General features: G+C 55.2%; 21 protein-coding genes. 5 read left to right on the top strand and 16 right to left on the bottom strand.

Going from position 1 to position 23,534, the window contains the following annotated elements; translation table 11 throughout:
• Positions 1 to 11 precede the first annotated feature (11 nt).
• Positions 12 to 173 (top strand): hypothetical protein, encoded by a 162-nt coding sequence (locus GEOB_RS20265; RefSeq protein WP_012645884.1) that lies wholly within the window; start codon positions 12 to 14, stop codon positions 171 to 173.
• A complete protein-coding gene (locus GEOB_RS19640) occupies positions 170 to 367 on the top strand; it encodes a 4Fe-4S dicluster domain-containing protein (RefSeq protein ID WP_012645883.1) in 198 nt (65 codons plus the stop codon). The genes GEOB_RS20265 and GEOB_RS19640 overlap by 4 nt, the downstream gene beginning before the upstream one ends.
• A 32-nt stretch (positions 368 to 399) precedes the next feature.
• Here GEOB_RS19640 and GEOB_RS03945 read toward each other — a convergent pair whose 3' ends face one another.
• Entirely contained in the window at positions 400 to 651 is a 252-nt protein-coding gene (locus GEOB_RS03945; RefSeq protein ID WP_012645882.1) for a hypothetical protein, read from the bottom strand.
• Between the two features lie 281 nt (positions 652 to 932).
• On the opposite strand from GEOB_RS03945, the gene clpB reads away from it, so the two are divergent.
• The 3 genes from clpB (at position 933) to GEOB_RS03925 (ending at position 5,027) form a co-directional block, all read left to right on the top strand.
• Positions 933 to 3,533 carry an ATP-dependent chaperone ClpB gene (clpB, locus tag GEOB_RS03935; RefSeq protein ID WP_012645881.1) on the top strand — a complete coding sequence of 867 codons (2,601 nt, stop codon included), beginning with the start codon at positions 933 to 935 and terminating at the stop codon, positions 3,531 to 3,533.
• Between the two features lie 88 nt (positions 3,534 to 3,621).
• Entirely contained in the window at positions 3,622 to 4,278 is a 657-nt protein-coding gene (gene elbB, locus GEOB_RS03930) for an isoprenoid biosynthesis glyoxalase ElbB (RefSeq protein ID WP_012645880.1), read from the top strand.
• A gap of 149 nt (positions 4,279 to 4,427) precedes the next feature.
• Positions 4,428 to 5,027: a porin family protein gene (locus GEOB_RS03925; protein ID WP_012645879.1), complete on the top strand. Its 600-nt coding sequence runs from the start codon at positions 4,428 to 4,430 to the stop codon at positions 5,025 to 5,027.
• Between the two features lie 48 nt (positions 5,028 to 5,075).
• On the opposite strand, the gene GEOB_RS03920 is transcribed toward GEOB_RS03925, so the two are convergent.
• The 15 genes from GEOB_RS03920 to ftsL form a co-directional block, all read right to left on the bottom strand.
• Positions 5,076 to 6,743 carry a radical SAM protein gene (locus GEOB_RS03920; RefSeq protein WP_012645878.1) on the bottom strand — a complete coding sequence of 556 codons (1,668 nt, stop codon included), beginning with the start codon at positions 6,741 to 6,743 and terminating at the stop codon, positions 5,076 to 5,078.
• A gap of 309 nt (positions 6,744 to 7,052) precedes the next feature.
• Positions 7,053 to 8,204 carry a cell division protein FtsZ gene (gene ftsZ / locus GEOB_RS03915; RefSeq protein WP_012645877.1) on the bottom strand — a complete coding sequence of 384 codons (1,152 nt, stop codon included), beginning with the start codon at positions 8,202 to 8,204 and terminating at the stop codon, positions 7,053 to 7,055.
• A gap of 55 nt (positions 8,205 to 8,259) precedes the next feature.
• Complete coding sequence (gene ftsA, locus GEOB_RS03910; RefSeq protein ID WP_012645876.1) at positions 8,260 to 9,495, bottom strand: cell division protein FtsA; 1,236 nt, start codon at positions 9,493 to 9,495, stop codon at positions 8,260 to 8,262.
• 11 nt (positions 9,496 to 9,506) lie between these two features.
• Positions 9,507 to 10,334 (bottom strand): cell division protein FtsQ/DivIB, encoded by an 828-nt coding sequence (locus GEOB_RS03905; RefSeq protein WP_012645875.1) that lies wholly within the window; start codon positions 10,332 to 10,334, stop codon positions 9,507 to 9,509.
• A gap of 25 nt (positions 10,335 to 10,359) precedes the next feature.
• The gene (locus GEOB_RS03900; RefSeq protein ID WP_012645874.1) at positions 10,360 to 11,286 is read right to left on the bottom strand and encodes a D-alanine--D-alanine ligase; all 927 of its coding nucleotides are present in this window, start codon (positions 11,284 to 11,286) and stop codon (positions 10,360 to 10,362) included.
• A gap of 19 nt (positions 11,287 to 11,305) precedes the next feature.
• On the bottom strand, positions 11,306 to 12,217 hold the full coding sequence (gene murB, locus GEOB_RS03895; RefSeq protein ID WP_012645873.1) for a UDP-N-acetylmuramate dehydrogenase: 912 nt from the start codon (positions 12,215 to 12,217) through the stop codon (positions 11,306 to 11,308).
• Positions 12,214 to 13,590 carry a UDP-N-acetylmuramate--L-alanine ligase gene (murC, locus tag GEOB_RS03890; RefSeq protein ID WP_012645872.1) on the bottom strand — a complete coding sequence of 459 codons (1,377 nt, stop codon included), beginning with the start codon at positions 13,588 to 13,590 and terminating at the stop codon, positions 12,214 to 12,216. Before murC ends, murB begins: the two co-directional genes overlap by 4 nt.
• The gene (gene murG / locus GEOB_RS03885; protein WP_012645871.1) at positions 13,575 to 14,675 is read right to left on the bottom strand and encodes an undecaprenyldiphospho-muramoylpentapeptide beta-N-acetylglucosaminyltransferase; all 1,101 of its coding nucleotides are present in this window, start codon (positions 14,673 to 14,675) and stop codon (positions 13,575 to 13,577) included. Before murG ends, murC begins: the two co-directional genes overlap by 16 nt.
• The gene (gene ftsW, locus GEOB_RS03880; protein ID WP_012645870.1) at positions 14,672 to 15,775 is read right to left on the bottom strand and encodes a putative lipid II flippase FtsW; all 1,104 of its coding nucleotides are present in this window, start codon (positions 15,773 to 15,775) and stop codon (positions 14,672 to 14,674) included. Before ftsW ends, murG begins: the two co-directional genes overlap by 4 nt.
• Positions 15,772 to 17,133, bottom strand: coding sequence for a UDP-N-acetylmuramoyl-L-alanine--D-glutamate ligase (gene murD / locus GEOB_RS03875; RefSeq protein ID WP_012645869.1), 1,362 nt, complete (start codon positions 17,131 to 17,133; stop codon positions 15,772 to 15,774). The genes ftsW and murD overlap by 4 nt, the downstream gene beginning before the upstream one ends.
• Before the next feature lie 39 nt (positions 17,134 to 17,172).
• Positions 17,173 to 18,249, bottom strand: coding sequence for a phospho-N-acetylmuramoyl-pentapeptide-transferase (mraY, locus tag GEOB_RS03870; RefSeq protein WP_012645868.1), 1,077 nt, complete (start codon positions 18,247 to 18,249; stop codon positions 17,173 to 17,175).
• Complete coding sequence (locus GEOB_RS03865) at positions 18,249 to 19,655, bottom strand: UDP-N-acetylmuramoyl-tripeptide--D-alanyl-D-alanine ligase (protein WP_012645867.1); 1,407 nt, start codon at positions 19,653 to 19,655, stop codon at positions 18,249 to 18,251. Before GEOB_RS03865 ends, mraY begins: the two co-directional genes overlap by 1 nt.
• A gap of 14 nt (positions 19,656 to 19,669) precedes the next feature.
• Entirely contained in the window at positions 19,670 to 21,196 is a 1,527-nt protein-coding gene (locus GEOB_RS03860; protein WP_012645866.1) for a UDP-N-acetylmuramoyl-L-alanyl-D-glutamate--2,6-diaminopimelate ligase, read from the bottom strand.
• A gap of 21 nt (positions 21,197 to 21,217) precedes the next feature.
• Positions 21,218 to 23,191: a penicillin-binding protein gene (locus GEOB_RS03855; RefSeq protein WP_012645865.1), complete on the bottom strand. Its 1,974-nt coding sequence runs from the start codon at positions 23,189 to 23,191 to the stop codon at positions 21,218 to 21,220.
• The gene (gene ftsL / locus GEOB_RS03850) at positions 23,188 to 23,523 is read right to left on the bottom strand and encodes a cell division protein FtsL (protein WP_012645864.1); all 336 of its coding nucleotides are present in this window, start codon (positions 23,521 to 23,523) and stop codon (positions 23,188 to 23,190) included. Before ftsL ends, GEOB_RS03855 begins: the two co-directional genes overlap by 4 nt.
• Between the last annotated feature and the right edge of the window lie 11 nt (positions 23,524 to 23,534).

Below are 23,534 nucleotides of genomic sequence, written 5' to 3'. Positions count from 1 at the left end.
CAGGTGGGACCATGAAAGAACAAGCTCAAGCCAATACCCTCTGCCTTTCCTGCCGCCGCACATGCAAACAACCGGTAGCCGTCCTCATTGCTGCCTGCCCCCGCTATTATGCAGGCCCCAAAATCAAGCGCTGCACCTGGAAGCAGCTTGAACTGACACTTGAACCGAAGTGAAATATTCCCCTCCACCAATCGAAAAAACAAGATGCACCGGCTGTGGTCGCTGTGTTTCAGCCTGTCCCCACCACCTCATAACACTGGAGGTCGAAGGATACAGAAAACACGCCGTGCGATACCATCAAAACCGATGCAGATCCTGCCAAGCCTGTGCCGTCTGCCCGGTAAGTGCCATTTCCCATTCCGTCTAGGAATATGAATTCGGGCAATCGGGACAGAATTATCAGAAATGTTCCCAGGCCCCTTTCCTGTAATTTTTCACCTTAGGCAATGGAGTTACAACCTTCGCCACCACCACCGGTTTTTCTTCGGCCTTTGCTTCTTCACTCTTCAAATCCGGCTGCCGGTAGGCGGCCATCTCCGTATTTATGCCATCAGAGCGAAGCTCGTTCATTGCCGCTGCGCCGATAATTCTCAATTCACTGCAACCAGTCAGACAACCTATCGCCACAGCCAGGAAAATTAAGCGGTTCATGATGCACCTCCAGAAGTTTTTCCTCTTACCTTGTCTTTACCAGATGCATGCCAAGCCCAAGACTAAATTAACCCGCTGGAATTACAACAATTATAGCACCTACATACTAGGAAGAGGTGCCCTCTCCCTGAACAGAAAAACGTTCAATCCCTGTGTACTCCTGCCTACAGGGCCGTTTCAATTTTTGAACAGCTAGGCAAAAGATGAACAGCGGTGGTTACCTTGACAGGGGATAGGTGCGTACTTATCATTTCATTATGAAATTTTAGAAGGAGCTATCCATGATCAGGCCGGAAAAAATGACGATAAAGACCCAGGAAGCCTTGTCTCAGGCCCAGGAAGCAGCAGCACAACGCGGCAACAGCGCAATAGAGCCGGAGCACCTGCTTTCGGCCATGCTGGGGCAGGAAGGGGGGCTGACGGGCTCGATCCTGCAAAAGATGGGGGTCACCCCTAACTTGGTTAACGAACGGCTGGCCGAGGCCCTGCGCAAACTGCCCCGGGCGAGCGGGGCCACCATGCAGGTATTCCTCTCCCCGACACTGAATCATGTGTTGGATGCAGCCCAGAAGGAAGCCGATACCATGAAGGATGCCTTTGTCTCCACCGAGCACTTGCTCTTGGCACTGGTAGGAGAAAAGGGAAGTATTATTGCCGGGATTCTCAGAGAAAGCGGTGTTACCCGCGAGGGAATTCTCGCCGCTTTGAAGGATATCAGGGGCGATGAAAAGATTACCGATCAAGCCGCCGAAGACAAGTATCAGGCACTGACCAAATATGCCAGAGACCTTACCGATCTGGCTCGGCGAGGCAAACTTGACCCGGTAATCGGCAGAGACGACGAGATACGCAGGGTTATCCAGGTCCTGTCGCGGCGAACCAAGAATAACCCGGTCCTGATTGGCGAGCCCGGGGTGGGAAAAACCGCCATCGTCGAAGGGCTGGCCCAGCGCATCATCTCCGGCGATGTGCCGGAAACCCTGCGGGACAAGAAGCTGGTGGCATTGGACATGGGAGCGCTGATTGCCGGTGCCAAGTACCGTGGGGAATTTGAAGACCGGCTCAAGGCAGTGATCAAGGAAGTGGAGAAAGCCGAAGGCAAGATCATCCTCTTCATCGACGAGTTGCATACCCTGGTGGGGGCAGGGGCAGCCGAAGGGGCCATGGATGCCTCAAACATGCTCAAGCCGGCCTTGGCCCGCGGCGAGCTGCACTGCATCGGCGCCACAACCCTCAATGAATACCGGAAGCACATTGAAAAGGATGCGGCGTTGGAACGCCGGTTTCAGCAGGTCTACGCAGGAGAGCCCAGTGTCGAAGACACCATTGCCATTCTGCGCGGCCTCAAGGAGCGATACGAGAACTATCACAGCGTCCGCATCAAGGACAGCGCCATCATCGCCGCGGCCACCCTCTCCGACAGATATATCACCGACCGTTTTCTGCCGGACAAGGCCATCGACCTCATCGATGAGGCGGCCTCGCGCCTGCGCATCGAGATCGACTCCATGCCCACCGAAATCGACGAGGTGGAACGTAAGGTCATCCAGCTGGAGATCGAAAAACAGGCTCTGCTCCGAGAACAGGACCCCCATGCTAAAGAGCGACTGAGGAAAATATCGGACGAACTTGAAGAACTGCGCAGCAGTTCGGCTACGCTGAAGAGCCAATGGCAGCAGGAAAAATCCCTGCTGACAAGCATCAGCGATCTGAAAAAGCAGTTGGAAGAGAAAAAGGAACAGGCGAAGAAGAGTGAGCGTGAAGGGGATCTGGCATTAACCGCCAAGCTCCGCTATGGGGAGATACCGGCCATCGAGAAGGATATTGCCGATAAGAGCAATGAACTGCTGCAGAAACAGAAAGAAGGGAAGATGCTTCCCGAAGAGGTGGACGGGGACATGGTGGCGGAGATTGTCGCCAAGTGGACCGGCATCCCGGTGAACCGCATGCTGGAGACCGAATCGGAAAAACTGGTCAGAATGGAAGAGCGCCTCAAAGGGAGGGTCGTTGGCCAGGATGAAGCCCTGGAACTGGTGGCCAATGCGGTGCGGCGTTCCAGGTCCGGACTTTCCGACCCGAACCGGCCCATAGGCTCCTTTATCTTCCTTGGACCCACTGGCGTCGGCAAAACCGAAACCGCCCGGGCATTGGCAGAATTTCTCTTTGACGATGACCAGGCCATCGTTCGCATCGACATGAGTGAGTATCAGGAAAGGCATACGGTAGCTAGACTTATCGGTGCACCTCCCGGTTATGTGGGCTATGAAGAGGGGGGACAGCTGACCGAGGCCATCCGCCGCCGTCCTTACAGCATTGTCCTGTTCGACGAGATCGAGAAGGCCCACTCGGATGTGTTCAATATCCTGCTGCAGGTGCTGGATGACGGCCGTCTCACCGACGGCCAGGGTCGCACCGTCGATTTCCGCAATACGGTAATCATCATGACCAGCAACCTGGGTTCCCAGTTCATACAGCAGTACGCCAGCGGCGACTACGCAAAAATGCGCACAATGGTCATGGGAACCCTGCGGGAAAACTTCAAACCGGAGTTTCTAAACCGCATCGACGAGATAATCATTTACCACTCCCTGCCGCTGGAGCAGATCAAACACATCGTGTCTCTCCAGATCAAGGGGCTGCAAAAGCGCCTGGCCGAGCGCAATCTGGGACTGGAAATAACGGGCAGGGCAAGCGAGTACCTTGCCAAGGAAGGTTACGATCCTGCATATGGCGCACGACCGCTGAAACGAACCCTGCAGAAAAAGGTGCAGGACCCGTTGGCGCTCATGCTGTTACAGGGCAAATTCCAGGAAGGCGACACCGTCGTCGTCGATGTGGCCATGGACGGGGACAGTCTGGTAATCAAGAAGCGAGAGCCATGAATCTGGCGTAAAAAGAGATTGTCAAAGCAGCAAATTTCGCTAAAATAATGTTCTACAAATTGAAATAACTGTTGCGGGGGGACAATAAATGAAAAAGAAAATAGGCGTGGTACTTTCAGGATGCGGGGTGCGAGATGGCAGCGAAATCCACGAGGCAGTTCTGGCCCTGCTGGCCATCGACCGGAACAACGGGGAAGCCATCTGCATGGCGCCCAATGAAGATTATCCCGAGACAAACCATCTGACCATGCAGGAAACCGGCGGCAAGCGGAATGCCCTTGTGGAAGCCGCTCGCATCGCCCGCGGCAACATCAGGGACATAAAAGAAGTGAAAGCTGCCGAAATTGATGCCCTCGTCTTTCCCGGCGGATACGGTGCTGCCAAGAACCTGTGCAATTTCGCCGAAAAAGGGGCTGCTGCCACCATCCAGCCCGACGTGGCCAGGCTGCTCAAGGAAATGGCGGCAGCAAAGAAACCCATTCTTGCCATCTGCATCGCACCTGCCCTGATCGCCGCCACTCTCGGCAAGGAATACGCTCCGGAGCTGACCATCGGCAATGATGCCGGCACCGCTTCTGCCATCAACCAGACCGGTAGCCGGCACGTGGACTGCCCCGTAACCGAGTTTGTCATCGACAGGAAGAATAAGATCGTCTCCACACCCGCCTACATGCTGGCCGGCAACATCTCCGACACGGCAACGGGCATTGAAAAGGCTGTAAAGGCTGTAATCGACCTCATATAAAAGGACTGACACAATCTTCCTGTGAACTCATCTCGCCAAGGGACCGCTTCGGTCCCTTTTTTCATTTCTGCACAACCGCACTTTCTCCTTGCTGGCTTTTTAATTTTCCATTAACATGCCGCTACTTATTTTTTCAGGAGGGAAAAACAATGAGAAAGAGTTTGTTGATCACGGCCATTGCACTGGTGGCCATGCTGACAGGCAGCAACGCCATGGCGGAAAACCTGCGCGGAAAGTTCGGTATTACCGGGAGATTGGGGGCCATTTTCCCGGCAGAGAGCGAGAGGAACCATCAGGATGGAAAGCTGGTCGTCGAGACTGATCCCGGCTTCGTGGGGGGCGGCGGGCTGTTCTACGGTGTTGACGACCATGTGGCACTGGAGCTGAATGTGGACCATTCCCTGTTCCACACCAAGGGCTGGTCGGACAAGAGCCGCCGGGCCAGCATGAATGATGTTTCCATGGGTGCCCAGTACCGTTTCAACGACAGAAATGATGTGGTTCCATACCTGGGGGGAGGGTTGGACGTCTTGATTCCGGACCTTGACGACCTGCAGGTGGATACGGTGCTGGGGTTACATCTGACCGCCGGTGTCGATTTCTTCGTCAGCAGGAATCTCGCCTTTACCGCCGAATTGAAAGGACTCGGCGCCTTTGACGCTGATGTAAACCGGTTGGGAACCAAGGTGGGGGACTACGATCCTTCCAATATCTCCACCACTGTCGGTTTGCGCCTGTTCTTCAACTGATTGCCTCACACTCGACCACGGCAGCCTCAACAGCTGCCGTGGTTTCATTCAAGCAGAAAACGCCTTCCGGTATTCACTCACCAACTTTTCCCTGTCGCCACTGTCAATGAAATCCCAGGGTAAGACCTCGTCGAGGGAAATGTCTCGCCTGACCCAGGAATCGGTGTCAACATTCAATTCACGGGCGGCCTTTTTCCAGCCTTTTTCGCCGGCCAGCAGGATGAGTGGCGCCAGACGGCGGTCTCCCCGGGACAGCAGTGCCTGCAGATAGGCATCCTTCAATCCCTCCATCTGCATCCTCACGTTTGACAGACCAGAGAGGCCCTTTTGCAGGTATCTGGCCTTTTTCTCAAGGCTCTTCAGGTCTTCCATGCCGCACCACTGGAAGGGGGTAAAGGGTTTCGGGATGAATGGATTAACCGAAAGCAGCACCTCACCCAGCCTTTTGTTTTTACGTGCCGCGTCAATGACCCTGTCACGCACCTTGGTCACAAGGGCGATCATCTCATCCAGATCGACCATGGTTTCCGTGGGAAGGCCGATGATGAAGTACAGTTTCAGGTTGAGCAGGTCCTTGCCGATGAGCAGGTCGCAGGCAGTCAATATCTGCTCTTCGTCGATATTCTTTTTGATCAGGTCCCGCAGGCGCTGTGATCCCCCTTCCGGGGCCAGCGCCACCGTCTTGTGGCCGCTCTCCTTTAGGGAATCCACCAGCTGTTCGTCAAGACAGTCGATACGCAGGGAAGCAACAGATACTTTCCCGCCCTGTTGGACGATGAATCGTGACAGCTCGCCGACCCCCTTGAAGTCGGAAACGGCCGCGCCCACCAGCCCTATTTTTTTCTTTTTCTGCAGCCCTTTCCTCACCTCTTCCATAACCGATTCCATGTTCCTCTGGCGATAGGGAAGATAGATGAAGCCGGCGGCGCAGAACCGGCAGCCACGCGGGCAGCCGCGGGCGACCTCAACCAGGTACATATCGGAAAATTCCGTATTTTCGGTGAGGATAGTCGAGACAGTAGGTGCCCCATTACGGTCCCCGTCCCAAAGCCGTTGGACCGCCGGCGGGGCGGGATCAAGATTAATGCGCGAAGCGATGCCTGCACCGGCATAGGTGATCTGGTAAAAGGAGGGGACATAGACTCCCGGCACCACGGCACAACGCGCCAAAAGTTCCCGTCGGACGATCTGCTCGTCCACGGTCAGGACCCGTAGCAGGGCAGGCAGAAGGGTTTCAGCCTCACCGACGCAAATGAAATCCATAAAATCCGCAACTGGCTCAGGATTGAGAAAAAGAGCCGCACCGCCGGCCATGACTAGAGGCATGGAGGAATCACGCTCCGCGGCACAGGAAGGCAGGCCTGCAAGCTTGAAAATGACGGGCAGGTTCAGGTAATCGCTTTCGAAGGAGACAGAGAATGCAATGATATCGAACTCGGCTACCGGCCGCTGGGATTCCAGGGAAAGGAGGCGGGTACCCGATTTCGCATACTCGTCCAGATCCTCCCGGTCCGGAAGAAAGGCCCGTTCGCAGAGGACATCAGGGTAACCATTGAGAATGGAATGGACCGCCTGAAAGCCCAGATTGCTCATGGCGGCATGGTAGCGGTTGGGATAAACCAGGCAGAACCTGAGGCCGGCCACCGACTTCTTTATTGGTATCCCATCCTCGCAGGCAAGGATTTTACGGTGTTTCTCGATGATCTTCCAGGACATGCCAAAAAGTTAGCACTTCGAGGGACAGTTTGAAAGGGAAAAAGACCCGGCCCCCATGGAGGGGGAAGTAATGGGGCCGGGGAACTAAACTCCCTGCCGGTGGCGGGGGGGCCACCACCAGCGGTTGACATGAAATCATCACACTGAATATGCAGAAGTTGGGTTACAGTCGCAACCATCTACCGCAATTTCAGCAGCGACAATTTTTCGTCTCTGCAAGGCTGTCGAAGGAGCGCGCGGAGGCGTGGCAGCGCCACGCCGCACAAGTGCTCCTGAAGACTTACGCAGCAGGCGGAAAAGTGGCGCTGCTTAGTCGACCGATTTGCGGAGGAAGGTGGGGATGTCATACTGCTCCTCATCATCCATCATGAAGCTCCGCTGCCGGGAAAAGGTCTCACGCTGCTGCTGTTTTTCCCTGATAAAGGTCGGGATTTCCCGGTTTATCTCGTTTCGTACCACGGGTGCCACGCTTTTCAGCTCCTGGCGGGTCTTTTCCACGTCGAAGCGGTCACCGAACCCGGTGGCGATAGCCGTTACCTTGATCACATCGCCCAGGTTCTCATCGATTACCAGACCGACGATAATATTGGCATCCTCATGCACCTTCTCGTGGATGATACGGCTTGCTGCATCGAACTCGTCCATGGTCATGGCACTGGAGCCGGAAATGTTCACCAGCACCCCTTTGGCCCCGGAAATGTCGATATCTTCCAGCAGCGGGCTGGAAATGGCCCGGGTAGCAGCGTCAACGGCGCGATTTTCACCGGAGCCCATACCGATCCCCATCATGGCCATACCGCGCTCGCTCATGATCGCCTTTACATCGGCAAAGTCGACGTTGATCAGACCAGAGGTAGTGATCAGGTCTGAAATGCCCTGCACAGCCTGGCGCAGCACGTCGTCGGAAGGCTTGAAGGCGTCGAGGATGGACATTGATTTACCGGCCAGTCCCAGCAAACGGTCGTTGGGAATGACGATCAGGGAGTCCACATGCTTCTTCAGCTCTTTGATCCCGTCTTCCCCTTTGGCTAGACGCTGGCGCCCTTCGCGACTGAAAGGCTTGGTGACGACTCCGACTGTAAGCGCCCCCACCTCCCTTGCCACTTCGGCAATGACAGGCGCTGCACCGGTACCGGTACCGCCCCCCATGCCGGCGGCAATGAAGATCATGTCTGCGCCCTTCAGGGATTCCAGCAGCTTTTCCCGATCCTCCAGGGCAGCTTCCCTCCCTACGGTGGGGTTGGCTCCGGCCCCGAGCCCTTTGGTCAGCTGGCCACCGATCTGGATTTTCAGCGGTGCCTTCGAGTTACGCAATGCTTGGGCATCGGTGTTGGCAACAATGAAGTCAACGCCCCCCACGTTGCTGTTGATCATGGTATTTACGGCGTTGCCGCCGCTTCCCCCTACCCCGATCACCTTGATTTTCGCCGTCTGGTCAATACTCTCGTCAAATTCGAACATCTCCCCCCCCTTTTTGCTGTGTTGTATGTTTAGACCTGCACATGAACTATATTCATCAGAAAAACTCGCTGAACCATTCCTTCATCCTGCCGCTCACTTTGCGGAAGATGCTTTCTTCGCTCTGGGCCGACGGAAATTCGTGGACCCCCACATTTTTGCTGCCGTATACCACGAGTCCAACGCCTGTGGCGTAGGCCGGCGAATTTACCACATCCACCAGACCGCCGATCCGCTGAGGCAGGCCCCTTCTCACCGGCAGGTTGAAAACCTGCTCGGCAAGCTCCGGCATCCCTTCCAGTATGGTGCTTCCACCGGTTATCACCACCCCGGAGGCAATCATGTCCTCATAACCTGACTTGACGATCTCCCGGTTGACCAGGGTGAAGATTTCCTCCACACGAGGCTCCAGAATTTCAGCCAAAAGCTGACGGGAAAGCACCCTTGGTTTCCTGCCGCCGACGCTCGGCACCTCGATGGTTTCATCCTTGCCCACCAGGGAGGCCAGACAACAACCGTACTTCTGCTTGATCTTTTCCGCCTCTGCCATTGGGGTTCTCAGGCCCACGGCGATATCGTTGGTCAGGTGGTTGCCGCCAAGGGAAAGTACGGAGGTATGCTTGATGGCGCCGTCGACAAAAATGGCAATGTCTGTTGTTCCCCCCCCCACATCGATGAGAGCTACTCCCAATTCTTTTTCATCGGCCGAAAGAACCGCCTCTGAAGAGGCAAGCTGCTCCAGCACAATATCCGCCACGTCCAAGCCGGCACGATTGCAGGATTTGATGATGTTCTGGGCGCTGGCGACGGCCCCGGTGACGATATGGACCTTGGCCTCCAGCCTGACGCCACTCATGCCCAGCGGCTCGCGAATGCCGTCCTGGTCGTCGATAATGAACTCCTGAGGGAGAATGTGGATCACTTCCCGGTCCATGGGGATGGCAATGGCCTTAGCCGCGTCGATGACCCTTTTTACATCTTCGGCGCAAACCTCGCGATTCTTGATGGCAATCACACCCTGGGAGTTGAACCCCTTGATGTGCCCGCCGGCAATACCGGCATAGACAGATTTTATCTCACAGCCGGCCATGAGCTCGGCTTCCTCCACCGCTTTCCTGATGGAAGCCACCGTGCTCTCGATATTGATCACGACACCCTTTCGCAGACCCCGCGAGGGACTGGTACCAATGCCGACGATGTCTATCCCCTCTTCGGTAAGGTTGCCGACAATGGCACAGATCTTGGTGGTGCCGATATCCAGCCCTACAATGAGATTATCCCTTCTTGCCGACATACACCCCCCCTTTAAACCTTTTTCACTATGATCTTATCGCTGTAATCGAGATCAATATATTCCAGAACAGATATCTGGGTTTGCAGTTCCTTATATATCCTGGCAAGACGATCCAGTTTCCGGCTGTAATCGCCACTCCCCAGTTTTACAGGCACACCTGCCGCTGCGGTGAACAATGTAACGCCGTATCCCTTATCGTAATGAATCTCTGAAACTTCATCCAGTTTGAAGTCGGCGCGGGACTTGAGATGTGCAATCAACTCCAGTACCTCCTTGAGCGCCCCTTTCGATCCGGCCGGATCCCTGGCAATGTCTTCTTCACTGATACCGGTAATGACCGGGTAATCCAGCTGGTCCCCCTCGGTAAGCGGCTTGAAAACATCACCATTGGCATCCAGATAATAGAGGTACCCCATGTTGATCACCGCCACCGGCTGGCGCTCCGCTATCTGCATGGAGAGGGTATTGGGCAGGTAGCGCCTGACCTCTACCCGTGAAACCCAGGGGTTTTTTCCGATCTGTTCGCCGATGCTGCGCAGCCTGAGGCCGAACATCCCGTCCCCCTCCCTTACCCCAGCCAGGTCGATGATTTCCTGGCGCTTGAGGGTCTTCAGCTCGCTAACCTCGATCCGCTCCAGCTTGAAAAAGGTCGTGCCGGCAATGATCCGGTAGATGCCATATCCTGCACATCCAACCGCGGAAATCAGTGCTGCTCCCCCCACTACCTTGGCTGTTTTTTTAAGGATGCCTCGATAGTTAATCGGCTTGCACGTCTTGGGCGGCTTTTTCAGCCGGTTTTGCGTAACCGGCCGTGGTTTTTTTTTATGAAGATCGCGCATGGTCACGTCAGTCGATGGTTTATATTTATTGTGCTATTTTTAATGTGGCGGCAGAAATCAGCCTCTCCACCAGCTCCCCGAACTCTATTCCCGAACCGCGGGCTATCTCCGGCAGCAGGCTGAGGTCGGTCATGCCGGGCAATGTGTTGACCTCAAGGATGTAACAAAGCCCCTCGGTTGTTACCAGGAAGTCCACCCTGCTGTATCCGCTGCAGCCCAGGGCACGGTGACCTTCTTCCCCCGCGCGCAGTACCTTTTCATATAAATCGGCAGGAAGTCTTGCCGGCAGGATATGCTCGGCCATACCCGGTGAGTATTTTGCTTCAAAGTCGTAAAATTCCTTTTTCGGCACAATCTCAATGGCACCCAGGGCCTTGTCTTCCAATATTCCCACCTGGACTTCGGCTCCCTTGATGAACTGCTCGATGAGTATTTCCCGGTCGTATTTGAAGGCATCCTGCATTGCAGCCTCAAGTTCCGATTCCTGCCTGACAATGCTGACGCCGACCGAAGAACCCTCCTGGGATGGCTTTACCACCACCGGGAACGGGAAGGTAAAGGTTTTGGCATCGAATACTTCGCCCCGGCAAACCACCCGGTAAGGGGCAACGGTCAGCCCTGCTGCCTGGAAGGCCTGTTTGGCAAATATCTTGTTCATGGCCAGAGCACTGGCCAAAACACCGGAGCCGGTATAGGGGATGGCCATCAATTCCAGCAGGCCCTGTATAGCGCCATCTTCACCATATCGGCCATGGAGCGCGATAAAGGCGGCATTAATGCCTTCCGCTACGATCTTAGTTGCCACGTTGCGGTCAACGTCAATGCCTACTGCATTGTAGCCGAGCCCGACAAGCGCTTTCAACACGGCTGCGCCGCTCTTCAGGGAAACCTCGCGCTCTGCCGAAAATCCTCCCATCAATACGCCGATTTTTTTGTTATCTGAACTGGTCATGGCCACCTATCCTCACGACTTATTTCTGCTCATATTCATCCAGGATGCGCACTTCCTCCTGGAGCAAAATCCCGCTCCGTTCAAGGACCTTTTGTTTGATCATTCCAGCCAGGGTGATGAAATCTGCAGCACTCGCCCCACCCCTGTTGACGAGAAAGTTGGTGTGGATCTCGGAAACCTGGGCTCCTCCCACCTGGAAGCCTCTGAAACCTGCCTCGTCTATCAAACGCCATGCCTGTTGGCCTTCCGGGTTTTTGAAAAATGAACCGGCATTGGGATAACCTATCTTCTGACTTTCCAGGCGATGGCGGCGATAGCTTTCCAGCTTTTCCCCAATAGCCTCCGCCTTCCCTTCGCTCAGGCTGAAAACAGCTGCCACAACAATCTCTCCCGGCTCCAGCTCAAGGTACCTGTAGCCGAAGTTCCTTTTCCTGCCTTCATTTTCAAAGATCCGGCCATCCCTCATAGTTATCAGGGTCTCAACCTGCTCCATCGTCGACTGGCCGTGGGCTCCGGCATTTACGCTGAGCGCACCGCCTATGGTTCCCGGAATGCAGCTGAGAAATTCCAAGCCGGTAAGCTCCTTGCCCGTGGCGTAATTCACCAGCTGCTGATTGGTAGCCCCTGCCTCTGCACGGATCCGGCCACGGGAGGGACTCTCCATGCCGTTCAGTTCCTTGAGGGATATAGCGACCCCCCTGAAGCCCCCGTCACCGACCAGCACGTTGAAACCACCGCCGATGATGAAATATGGCAGAGACAAGCTCCGCACAACCTTGATAAGTTCTTCCAGATCGGCCAGATCGGCCGGAATGGCAAAGTAGTCGGCCGGCCCCCCCACCTTCAATGAGGTGTGCCCCGCCAGGGGCTCATTCACCAGCACCTTGCCCCGTACGGCGGTACAGAGACGTGCAAGCGTATCCACTGTCAAGGAGCTTCCCTGAGCTTTTCCACCAGCTGTTCGCCGGCCTGGAGAATGTTGCCTGCACCGAGGGTGAGGACTATATCCCCTTCCTTGACGATGCTTAAAAGATGGTCGCAGACCTTGTTACGATCGGCAACGAAGGTCACCTCTCGCTGACCATGGCGTTTGATCCTTGCAGACAGTGCTTCCGCCGTAACCCCTTCGATGGGTTGTTCTCCGGCAGGATAGATATCGGTCAGAATCAGAATGTCGGCATCGTAAAAAGCCTTGACGAATTCTTCGAACAGCTCCTTGGTGCGTGTGTAACGGTGTGGCTGGAACACCACCACCAGGCGCCGGTCCCAGCCCCCCTTTGCAGCCGCCAGGGTTGCCTTGATCTCAGTGGGATGGTGTCCGTAATCATCCACAACCATGATGCCGTTCACTTCCCCCTTGACCTGAAAGCGGCGTCCCACTCCGCCGAAGCTTTTGAAGCCGGCCTGAATATCTTCGAAGCGCATATCCAGCTCAGTGGCAACGGCAATGGTCGCCAAGGCGTTAAGTACGTTGTGGGCACCGGGCATGTTGAAACTTATTTCCCCCAGCTTCTGTCCCTTATAATGGGCGACGAAGGAGGTGGTGAAGCCTTCATGACGGATCTCGGTGGCGCGAAAATCTGCCTGGGCCGTCAACCCATAGGTGGTGAACCGCTTCTTCACCAGGGGAATAATGTCGGCAACGTTGCCGTTATCCAGGCAGAGCACGGCAAGGCCATAGAAGGGAATCTTGTTGATAAACTCAACGAAGGTATCCTTGATCTCCTCGATACCGCTGTAAAAATCCAGATGGTCCGCATCGATATTGGTTACTACGGCTATGGTCGGGGAAAGCTTGAGAAAGGAGCCGTCAGATTCGTCGGCTTCGGCTACAAGGAATTTCCCTTGGCCAAGACGGGCGTTGGTGCCGATGGAATTCAGCCTGCCGCCGATGACAATGGTCGGATCGATTCCACCTGTTGCCAGAATGGTTGCCACCATTGAGGTAGTGGTCGTTTTGCCGTGGGTGCCGGCAATGGCAATGCCGTACTTCATTCGCATCAGTTCGGCAAGCATTTCTGCTCGTGGTATCACCGGGATCAGCCGCTCTCTAGCCTCGATCACCTCTGGATTATCGTCGTGGACGGCGCTGGAAATGACCACGACATCGGCACGCTCAACATTACTGCCGGTGTGACCCAGGTGGATTTCCCCCCCCAGCTGCTCCAGGCGTTCCGTGATCTCCGACTTTCTCAGGTCGGAACCGGACACCTTGTATCCCAGGTTGAGCAGCACCTCGGCGATGCCGCTCATGCCGATGCCGCCGATACCGACAAAATGGATTCTCTCTATTTTTCCGTACACAAGGGCTCCTGTTTTCCGGTCATCTCGTCCACTATCACTTGGGCGGCGTCAAGTTGACCGAATTTACGGATGTTTGCCGCCGTTTTTTCAACAAGTTCCGGCTCCTGCATCAGCCTGATAATCTGCCCGGCCAGGGTGTCCCCCGTCAGCTCACGCTCAAGAATCATGAAGCCTGCATCCTCTTTGAGCAGGGCCTCTGCATTCCGCCGCTGGTGATCATCGGCCGCATAGGGATAGGGGATAAAAATACAGGCCTTGCCGCTCACCGCCACTTCGGCAAGGGTCGTTGCGCCGGCCCGGCAGACGATAAAATCAGCAGCTGCGTACGCCGCAGCCATGTTGTCGATGAAAGGAGTAACCTCTGCATTGAAGCCTGCCGCCCCATAAGCTTTTTTCATTTCCCCATGGTCCTTCTCCCCGGTCTGATGGGTTATGAGGAGATGCTCCTTTACCTTTGCCAGGTGGGGCAAGGCTTCGACCATGGCGGTGTTGATCCGGTGCGCGCCGGCGCTGCCGCCAAAAACCAGCAGTCTCAGGCTGCCACCCTTCGGCTCTGTTTTCCCCTGTTGCACATTCCACAAAATTTCTTTACGTAGCGGGTTTCCCGTCAGCATCGTCCTGTCTTCCGGAAAAAATTTCCTTGATTCCTCGATGGAGATGAAGACCTTGTCGGCGATCCGTGCCAGCACCTTGTTGGTTAGGCCTGGTATGGCATTCTGTTCGTGGATGAAGCGCCTGATCTGCAAGCCGCGGGCAGAAAGCACCACCGGGGCCGATGCATAACCACCTACGCCGAGCACCACATCCGGCCGGAACTCCTTGAGGATCTTTCGCGACTGGGAGTAACCGTAAAGGAGCAGTGCTGCACTCTTCACCTTGGTAAGGGGGCTTTGCCCCTTGATTCCGCTGGCGGAAATGCACTCCAGCCGGTAGCCCAGCTTTGGCAGCAGCCTTGCTTCAATTCCCCTTTCGGTGCCGATGAAGAGCACCTCGTTGGCGCTGTTTCTCGCCAGGAATTCTTCGGCAACGGCAATACCGGGGAAAAGATGCCCCCCCGTCCCGCCCCCGGCAACGATCAGTCTCATGACAGCCCCCTTGCCTTAGACGAGACATTGAGCAACAGGCCAACGGCAAAAAGGCTGATAATCAACGAACTACCCCCGTAACTGATGAATGGCAACGCCAGCCCCTTTGTCGGCAGCAGGCCGGTCACCACCCCCATGTTGATGAATGCTTCAAGGCCTACCAGCACAGCGATGCCGAATGCGAGGTACCGCCCGAAGCTGTCTTCTGCGCCGATTGCTACCCTGATGCTACGCTGAAGCAGAACCAGAAACATGGCCGCAATGACCATGACGCCGATAAAACCGAGTTCCTCACCAACCACTGAAAGAATAAAGTCGGTGTGGGCCTCGGGCAGATAGAACAGCTTCTGCTTTCCTTCGCCAAGTCCCTGCCCCAAAATTCCCCCCGTGCCGAAAGCGATCCAGGACTGTATTATCTGGAAGCCGGAGTTGGTGGGGTCCTGCCAGGGATCGAGAAAGGCGGTGATGCGCCGCATCCGGTATGCTTCGGTCACCACCAGATAACAGGCAAAGGGAGCCGCCAGCACTCCCATGCCGAATATATACCGGGGTCGTGTCCCGGCTGCAAACAGCATGGCGAGGGCAACGGCACCCATGGTCAGTGCAGCTCCCATGTCATGCTGCTTCAAGAGTATCGCCAGCAGGACGGCCAGAATGACCATGTACGGCAGAAAGCCGGCCATGAACTCCTTCAGCTTCTCCTGCTTTTTGTCCAGAGAATAAGCCATGTAAATTATCAGCGCCACCTTGGCCATTTCGGAAGGCTGAAAGTTGAAGCCCGGCAAGCGGATCCATCTTGATGCACCCTTTGCCGTACCGCCGATACCAGGGATGAATACCAGAATGAGCAGCCCCAGGCAGGCCAGCAGCAGAGGTACGGCAAAGCGACGCCAATGATGGTAGTCGACCTGCATGGCAAAGGCCATGGCGCCGAACCCCAGGATGGCATAGAGCCCCTGCCGCTTCAAAAAGTAAAAACCATCGCTGTATTTCTTTGCCGCCATCACCGAGGAAGCGGAATAGACCATGACGATTCCGAAGCAGGTGAGCATTACCACCAGCAGCAAAATGATCATGTCGTATCCCTCAAGCCTCTTCATCGGCAATCTCCACCGGCAAGGGCCCGCACCGCAGCATTGAACCGCTCAGCGCGCTCTGCATAATCTTTGAACATGTCGAAGCTGGAACAGGCCGGAGAAAAAAGAACAACCTCCCCAGCCTTGGCCAACCTATGTGCTATTGCCACTGCATCTTCCAGGGTGGCTGCCTTGTGTGTATCGGTAAGGTTTCCCAGCTCTGCTTCGATCCTTTCCTTGGCCTCACCAATGAGGATAAGGTGCTTTACCCTCTCCCGCACCAGATCTGCCAGGGGCGCATATGATCCCCCTTTGTCCTTTCCGCCGGCGATAAGGGTAATACCTTTGTCGAAGCTCTCAAGGGACTTGACTACGCTCCCCACGTTGGTTCCTTTGCTGTCCTCATAGTAGGCAACTCCGCCTACTTCACGTATAAATTCCATCCGGTGACGCAGACCTTTAAAGGACTCTACCGCGCGCCCAGCTTTGATCGGGTCGGCCCCGGACAAAAGGGTGCTGGCCAGTGCCGCCATGATATTCTCTATATTGTGAACCCCTTTCAGTTTGAAGGCGGCCGTATCAAAGCGCAGCTCGCTCCCTTGCCATCGGTATACGATAATGCCTTTGCTGCAGAAAATGCCTTCTGCCAACTCCTTCCGCTGGCTGAAAGGGAAAACCCTTGATTTAACAGTCGCGGCACAGGCTGCCACCAATGGATCATCCACATTAAGAACAGCGAAATCATCGACTGTCTGGTTTTCAAAGATGCGGAGTTTCGCATCGATGTAATCCTGGTAGCTGGCATACCGGTCCAGGTGGTCCTCAGTGATATTTAGCAGCACTGCTACCTTGGGCCTGAAGCGTTGAATTCCTTCCAACTGAAATGAGCTCAGTTCTACTACCACCTGCGCCACATCATTGCCAGACGTGACCAACTCAATCAGGGGATTGCCTATATTGCCGCCGACAAAGGTCTCAACGCCGCAAGCCTTGAATATCTCCCCTGCCAGGGTTGTTGTCGTCGTCTTGCCGTTGGTGCCAGTAATGGCAACCATGGGAGCCTTGATGAATGCAGCGGCCAGCTCTATTTCGCTGATCACGACCCTCCGCTGTGCCTTCGCCATAAGCAGCGGAGAAATGTCCATGGGGACACCCGGACTGACGACGATGAGATCGGACATGAGGAATGTATGCTTGTCATGACGGCCCAGCTCAAGGTTCAGGTCAAGATCCTCCAACTGCAAGAGATAATCAGCAAGCTCCGACTCTTCCTTCATATCGGTAACGGTGACCTTTGCTCCGCGGGAGGCCAGGAATCTTGCCACTGCCACGCCGGTTCTGGCCAGACCAACCACCAGTATTTTCTTACCTTTGATTTCCATAACCTGTTCCCCTGCCGCCATTACTGGCGCAGAAATCTGTCAGCGCATCTTCAAAGTTGAAATTGCCACCAGCGCCAGAATAAAGGTGATAATCCAGAAACGCACTATTATCTTGGGCTCTGCAACCCCCTTCAGCTCAAAGTGGTGATGAATAGGGGCCATGCGGAAAATCCTCTTGCCGCGGTACTTATAGGAGCCTACCTGAAATATTACAGATAGTGCTTCGGTGACAAAAACGCCACCGACAATTACCAGCAGGATCTCCTGCTTGGTGATGACCGCCAACGTTCCCAGCCCTCCCCCAAGGGAAAGGGACCCCACATCCCCCATGAAGACCTCTGCCGGATATGAGTTGTACCAGAGGAAACCCAGACCAGCCCCGACCATGGCGCCGCAAAGCACGGCAAGTTCTCCCGACCCCGGCACGTATGGGATCTGCAGATAACCAGACAGCCTGGCGTTACCGGCAATATAGGTAAACAGCAGATAAGTAGCCGCATTGATGGAAACCGGACCGATGGCCAAGCCATCCAGGCCGTCAGTCAGGTTCACGGCATTACTGGCACCGACGATCACCAGAGTGATGAACGGGATGAACAATATTCCCAGGTCAGGGTGAAGCCTTTTAAAGAATGGGAAGAAAAGTTCCTTGGAAAAGCCGGGCATGACGAAGAGAAATATCCCCACTCCAGTGGCCAGAAGAATCTGCCAGAACATTTTCTGCCGCGGAGAAAGCCCTTTCGGGTTCTTCTCCACCACCTTCTTATAGTCGTCGAAGAAACCGATCACACCGTAGCCACCGATGATGAACAGGGTCAGCCAGACGAAGGCATTGGTCAGATCCGCCCAAAGAAGGGTCGGTATGATGATGGCCGCCAATATCAACACCCCCCCCATGGTGGGGGTTCCCTGTTTTTTCAGGTGGGATTCGGGACCGTCGGTGCGGATTACCTGGCGGGCCTGCAGCTTCTCCAGCTTTCGTATCAGCCATGGTCCCAGGATAAACGCCACCACCAGCGCCGTAATCATGGCATAGATGGTTCTGAAGGTCAGATATTTGAAGACATTGAATAGTCTGTAATCGGAGGCCAAGGGATAGAGCAGATGATAAAGCATCAGGCTACTCCTTTCTTTTCATCGGCAAGGGAAAAACCGTTGCGGATCGCCTCGGCGACTTTGTCCATATGCATACCTCGTGAGCCCTTGACCAGGATATTATCGCCTTTCGTCACCTTCCGGCGCAGGTCCTCGACAATCTCCCCATGACTTCCGGCAACATAGATATGATCTGCGCCCATGCCGCCATCAACAGCACCGGCGGCAACCGTCTCTGCGTATTCTCCCATCACATACAACCGCTCCACGCATGTTGCAGCAAGAAGCCCCACTTCCCGGTGGGCAGCGGGCGCTCCGCTACCCAGTTCCAGCATGTCGCCAAGCACAGCTATGGCCCTGTTCTGCTGGCGGATGTCCTTCAAGGTCACCAACGCAGCCGCGATGGATGCAGGATTGGCATTATAACTGTCATCAATAAGCACGATGTCACCCACCTGCTCCACGTGAAAGCGCTTGTCATATGGGGTGAATTCCTCCAGCCCGGCGCGTATGGTCTGATGATCCAGCCCGATGGCATGGGCAGCAGCTGCTGCAGCCAGTGCATTATAGATATTGTGCTGACCGAAGGCCCTCATCTTCACGGGTATCTCGCCGTCGGGCAGGCGAAGGGTAAAACGGACCCCTTCCAGGCCAAGCGTTTTGATCCCTTCCGAACTAACCTCCGCCCCGCGAAGACCGAAGGAAAGCCTGCTAACACCTGCAGCAGTGGGCAAACGCGAGATCAGGGGGTCATCGGCGTTATATACAGCTACGCCTCCCGTTTTCAGCCTCTGAAACAGTTCCCCCTTGGCCTTTGCCACAGCCTCCACACTGCCCATGCTTGCCAGGTGGGCAGTAAAGGCGTTGGTGATTATGCCAACCCCGGGTTCTGCTATCTCCGCCAGACGGTCGATCTCCCCCGGTTCACTCATCCCCATTTCAAGCACCGCCCAGCGGTCGCGGCCAGTCATACGCAGGAGCATGAGCGGCAGCCCGATCAGGTTGTTGAGATTGCCGCTGGTTTTCAGGCCCGGACCAGTCTGGCCGAGAATAGTGGCCAGCATTTCCTTGGTGGTCGTCTTGCCGTTGCTGCCGGTTATACCAATCAGGGGAATGCTGAATTTCCTCCGGTAGCCGGCAGCAAGATCACCAAGCGCCCTGAGAGTTTCGGTAACTGCAATGTAGGAGGCATTTTCGGCGGGAGCTCTTGCAGCGAGCGAATCCGCAGCCACAAGAAATGTCCTGACCCCCTTCGCCAGAGCGGTCTCAATGAACTCATGGCCATCGAAGCGATCCCCCTTCAAGGCTACGAAGAGTTGCCCGGCAACCACACTGCGTGAGTCCGTCGACACACCGGACACCATCTTGCCGCCACTGCCGATCAGTGTCCCGCCAGTAGCCTGGATTATTTCGTCAATGGAGAGCATTTGCGCCTTTCCTGCTACTGGTTTTGGCCGGCTTTTTCCCGGCAGGCCTGAGCAGCCACTTCCCGATCGTCGAAATGGAATTTTTCTTTGCCGATGATCTGATAGTCCTCATGTCCCTTGCCCGCCAGCAGTACTATGTCTCCCGGCCGCGCCGCCTTGACCGCCAGCCTGATGGCATCCTGTCGCTGTTCTATGCTGACAAAACCCTTCTCCTGGAAGATGGCTGCCTCATAGGATGAATATTCGCAGATACCGAGACGGACAATCCCTTCCCGAACCTGGGCCATGATCTCCGCTGGATTTTCCGTGCGAGGATTGTCCGAGGTAATGATGCTCAGATCGCTGTAGCGTCCGGCAATCTCGCCCATGATCGGCCGTTTGCCCTTGTCACGGTCGCCACCACAGCCAAAGAGGGTGATGATTCTGCCCTTCTTCAACTCCGTCATGGTCAGCAAAACATTTTCTAGGGCATCGCCGGTATGGGCATAATCCACAAGTACCGTCACCCCCAGAGCATTCTCCACCCTCTCCAGTCTGCCCGGAACCTGACCATGATGCTCAAGCCCTTCCTTGATGGATTCGAGCGGCAATCCCAGAGCAACACCCGCACCCGCCGCAGCCATGATATTATACAAATTGAAGCGGCCGACAAGCATTGACCGAAGCTCGATCCGACCTTTTGGGGTAGCCAGAGTGCAGCTGATGCCGCTGACGGAAAACTCCACATTCTCGGCATTGATGTCCGCGCTTTTCTCAATGCCGTAGGTCACCACAGGGCATGCGGCCGCCTGGGCTATGCGCCGGCCGTATTCGTCATCGGTGTTAATCACCGCATGCCGCTCGGGCTTTTTCTCATCCGGGACCAGGAGCTCGGAAAAAAGACGTGTTTTGCTCTGCAGATAGGATTCCATGTCCAGGTGATAGTCCAGGTGATCCCTGGTCAGGTTGGTGAAGACCCCCACATTGAAAGAGCAACCGTCGATTCGACGCTGCTGCAAGGCATGGGAGGAAACCTCCATGACGATCCCTTTTGCGCCTGCATCGACCAGCTTTCTCAGGGTCTGCTGCAGGTCCACCGACTCCGGAGTCGTGTTTGGGGCCGGGATGGACAGATCTCCAAAGCGATAATTGACGGTACCAAGCACGGCAGCCGGCAAACCGCCTTTTTCGAAGATGGATTCCAGCAGAAAGGTGGTTGTCGTTTTGCCGTTGGTGCCGGTAATACCGACAACAGGCAAACCTGCCGCGGGGTTGGCATAAAAAGCGGCAGCCATCAGCGACATCGCCAACCGCCCGTCAGCTACCCTCACCCAGGCAATATCGGCAGGAGTCCGGTCATCTTCGATGACCACTGCTACTGCCCCGGCCTTTACCGCTACCTCAATAAAGGCATAGCCGTCGCTTGCCACCCCTTTCAGGGCGAAGAACAAGCCGCCTGGCTGAACCTTTCGGGAATCGTAAAACAGTCCGGTTATATCAGGGTCGACATCGCCGACCATGTCAAGAACCGCGACAGATTTAACAAGTTGTGAAAGTCGCATGGGATACCCGTTGTTTTTTACTCAGGCTGAGGGAACAAATCTGACCCAGACCCGATCGTTTCCGCTGATAATACTGCCCGGCATCGGATTCTGCTCTACGGCGCGACCGCTCCCCTTGAGCGTCACGTTAAGGCCACGTTGCTGCATTACCTTCAGTGCCTGTCGCATGCTGAGGCCTCGGAAATTAGGCATTATGGCTCCTGCCGCCCCTGCGACAACGCCTCCGTCCACAACGGCGTCAACCGTTTCGACCGAAGGAGCTGATTTTACCTCTACCTGCTCTGCTTTTTTCTTCAACGCATGATCGGTTGGCACCTTCAGATAGCACAGGGACTGTTCGGCAATGGCGCTGAAGGCCGGTGCGGCTACAATTCCGCCATAAGAGCTTGTCTTAGGTTCATCAACCACTACCAGGATTGTCAGCCTCGGCTTTTCCAACGGCACGAAACCGACATAGGAAGCTGTTCTCTTGTCAGCCGAGTATCCTCGCGTCAGGTGGTCCACCTTTTGGGCAGTACCGGTTTTGCCGGCCGAACGATAACCATCCACAGCGGCATTGACCCCCGTTCCCCCTTCGGCAACCACTCCTTCCAGCATGCGGGCCACAGTTTTCGCCGTTTCTTCGGAGATGACCCGGCGTTTCACCTCCGGCGCAAAGCTCCGCACCACGTTGCCATTATCGTCGCTGATCTTTTCCACCAGGTATGGCTTCATCAGCAGGCCCCCGTTGGCTACCGCCGAAACTCCGGTAGCAATCTGGAGAGGAGTTGCGGTAACTCCTTGACCGAAGGAAATTGTGGCCAGATCGACGCCGAACCATTGGCTCTTGTTGCGCAGGGTGCCGCTCGATTCGCCAGGCAGATCGACGCCGGTCTTTTCGCCGAAACCGAAGCCGGTGAGGCCGGCATAGAGTTTATCATTGCCCAGTCTTGCGCCAATCTTGGCCGCTCCGATATTGCTAGAGTACTTGAGAATCTGCGCAATACTCAGATACCCGTACTTGTGGGTATCATGGATGGTCCTGCCGCCGATGCTGTAGCTGCCGTTTTCGCAGTTGAACCCGTCGCCGGGCCTGATCGCCTTTTGCTCCAATGCTGTTGCAGCCAGAAATATCTTGAAGGTCGAACCCGGCTCGAAACTGTCGGCTATGGACCTGTTGCGCAGCGCCTGCTGTGCATACTTGGAGAAGGTATTGGGGTTGAAATTGGGGTAGTTGGCCATAGCCAATATGCGACCTGTTGCAGGTTCCATAACCAGTGCAATCCCCGCCTTTGCCCCATTTGTCTCCACCGCCTTGATCAGTTCTTTTTCAGCTATATACTGGATATTCTTGTCCAGGGTCAGGGTAACATTCTGTCCCTTGGCTGGATTTTTAACCACGGTCCCCTTGCTATAGACCTCCCTGCCAAGGGCGTCACGCTCAGTCACCAGATAACCGGTACTGCCGAGAATGGTAGAATCGTACTTCAGCTCGATCCCTTCCAACCCTTCAGGATCCATCCCGGTAAAGCCGACCACATGGGCAGCAATCTCCGAATTCGGATAGAAACGCTTGCTCTCCTTGACAAAGCCTATGCCTTCCAACGCAAGTGCCTTGATTGCGGCAGCCTGATCAGGGGCCATCCGGCGCTGAAGCCAGACGAAATTCCTGCTGCCTTTCAGCTTTTTCTCCACCTGTTCGGCGGGCATGGACAATAGAGGCGCCAGTTTTGCCGCCGCATCGGGAATGTTTTCCACATTGCGCGGTTCTGCAAAACAGGAATCCATCTCGATAGAAAGCGCCAGAGGCGCATTGTTGCTGTCAAAAATCGCCCCTCGTACCGGCGTCAGCGGCACAATCCGCTGATGCTGCTTTTCCGCCAGCTTTACCAGGGATTCCTTTTTAACTACCTGCAGATAAAACGCTCTTGCTGCAATCAGAACGAAAATAGAGACAAAAACCGCACCTATGATGCGAATACGGATCCTTGTCCATCTTTCCTTCTTATCATTCATTTTATCACAATCACTTGCTGGTCGGTCGGCATCGCCATGCCGAGATCACCCTTGGCAAGAGCCTCGATCCGCGCGGGTGTCTTCAGTGAAGCAATTTCCACTTTCAATCTTTTATTTTCCTGCTGCATCTCCTGGAACAGGCGGTTTGTTGCAGAAATCTCAAGGTTAAGGTCGATGACTTTGACCCTGGACCAGACATGGAATACGGAAACAAGAGTCACCATCACCATCACTGCAACCAGATAGGGGAAGGAATTCCAGCGCGTATCGATGGCTGCGGCTGTATTTACCGGTGCAGCTACCTTGCTGAACGTTGCCTTGGTATGTTCCATTTCCCGTTACC

Source organism: Geotalea daltonii FRC-32, assembly GCF_000022265.1.
In the GTDB taxonomy this organism is placed as follows: Bacteria; Desulfobacterota; Desulfuromonadia; order Geobacterales; family Geobacteraceae; genus Geotalea; species Geotalea daltonii.
The sequence above is the reverse complement of the archived record's forward strand: the minus strand, read 5'-3'. Positions and strand labels throughout refer to the sequence as shown.

Coding starts and splice junctions, on each gene's coding strand:
- ftsW (WP_012645870.1), bottom strand. CDS start 15,775: ATGAAGAGGCTTGAGGGATACGACATGATCATTTTGCTGCTGGTGGTA.
- ftsA (WP_012645876.1), bottom strand. CDS start 9,495: ATGTCGGCAAGAAGGGATAATCTCATTGTAGGGCTGGATATCGGCACC.
- murD (WP_012645869.1), bottom strand. CDS start 17,133: ATGGAAATCAAAGGTAAGAAAATACTGGTGGTTGGTCTGGCCAGAACC.
- GEOB_RS03860 (WP_012645866.1), bottom strand. CDS start 21,196: ATGCGACTTTCACAACTTGTTAAATCTGTCGCGGTTCTTGACATGGTC.
- GEOB_RS03855 (WP_012645865.1), bottom strand. CDS start 23,191: ATGAATGATAAGAAGGAAAGATGGACAAGGATCCGTATTCGCATCATA.
- GEOB_RS03900 (WP_012645874.1), bottom strand. CDS start 11,286: ATGACCAGTTCAGATAACAAAAAAATCGGCGTATTGATGGGAGGATTT.
- GEOB_RS03945 (WP_012645882.1), bottom strand. CDS start 651: ATGAACCGCTTAATTTTCCTGGCTGTGGCGATAGGTTGTCTGACTGGT.
- GEOB_RS03865 (WP_012645867.1), bottom strand. CDS start 19,655: ATGCTCTCCATTGACGAAATAATCCAGGCTACTGGCGGGACACTGATC.
- ftsL (WP_012645864.1), bottom strand. CDS start 23,523: ATGGAACATACCAAGGCAACGTTCAGCAAGGTAGCTGCACCGGTAAAT.
- GEOB_RS03920 (WP_012645878.1), bottom strand. CDS start 6,743: ATGTCCTGGAAGATCATCGAGAAACACCGTAAAATCCTTGCCTGCGAG.
- clpB (WP_012645881.1), top strand. CDS start 933: ATGATCAGGCCGGAAAAAATGACGATAAAGACCCAGGAAGCCTTGTCT.
- GEOB_RS20265 (WP_012645884.1), top strand. CDS start 12: ATGAAAGAACAAGCTCAAGCCAATACCCTCTGCCTTTCCTGCCGCCGC.
- murG (WP_012645871.1), bottom strand. CDS start 14,675: ATGAGACTGATCGTTGCCGGGGGCGGGACGGGGGGGCATCTTTTCCCC.
- GEOB_RS03905 (WP_012645875.1), bottom strand. CDS start 10,334: ATGCGCGATCTTCATAAAAAAAAACCACGGCCGGTTACGCAAAACCGG.
- GEOB_RS03925 (WP_012645879.1), top strand. CDS start 4,428: ATGAGAAAGAGTTTGTTGATCACGGCCATTGCACTGGTGGCCATGCTG.
- ftsZ (WP_012645877.1), bottom strand. CDS start 8,204: ATGTTCGAATTTGACGAGAGTATTGACCAGACGGCGAAAATCAAGGTG.
- mraY (WP_012645868.1), bottom strand. CDS start 18,249: ATGCTTTATCATCTGCTCTATCCCTTGGCCTCCGATTACAGACTATTC.
- elbB (WP_012645880.1), top strand. CDS start 3,622: ATGAAAAAGAAAATAGGCGTGGTACTTTCAGGATGCGGGGTGCGAGAT.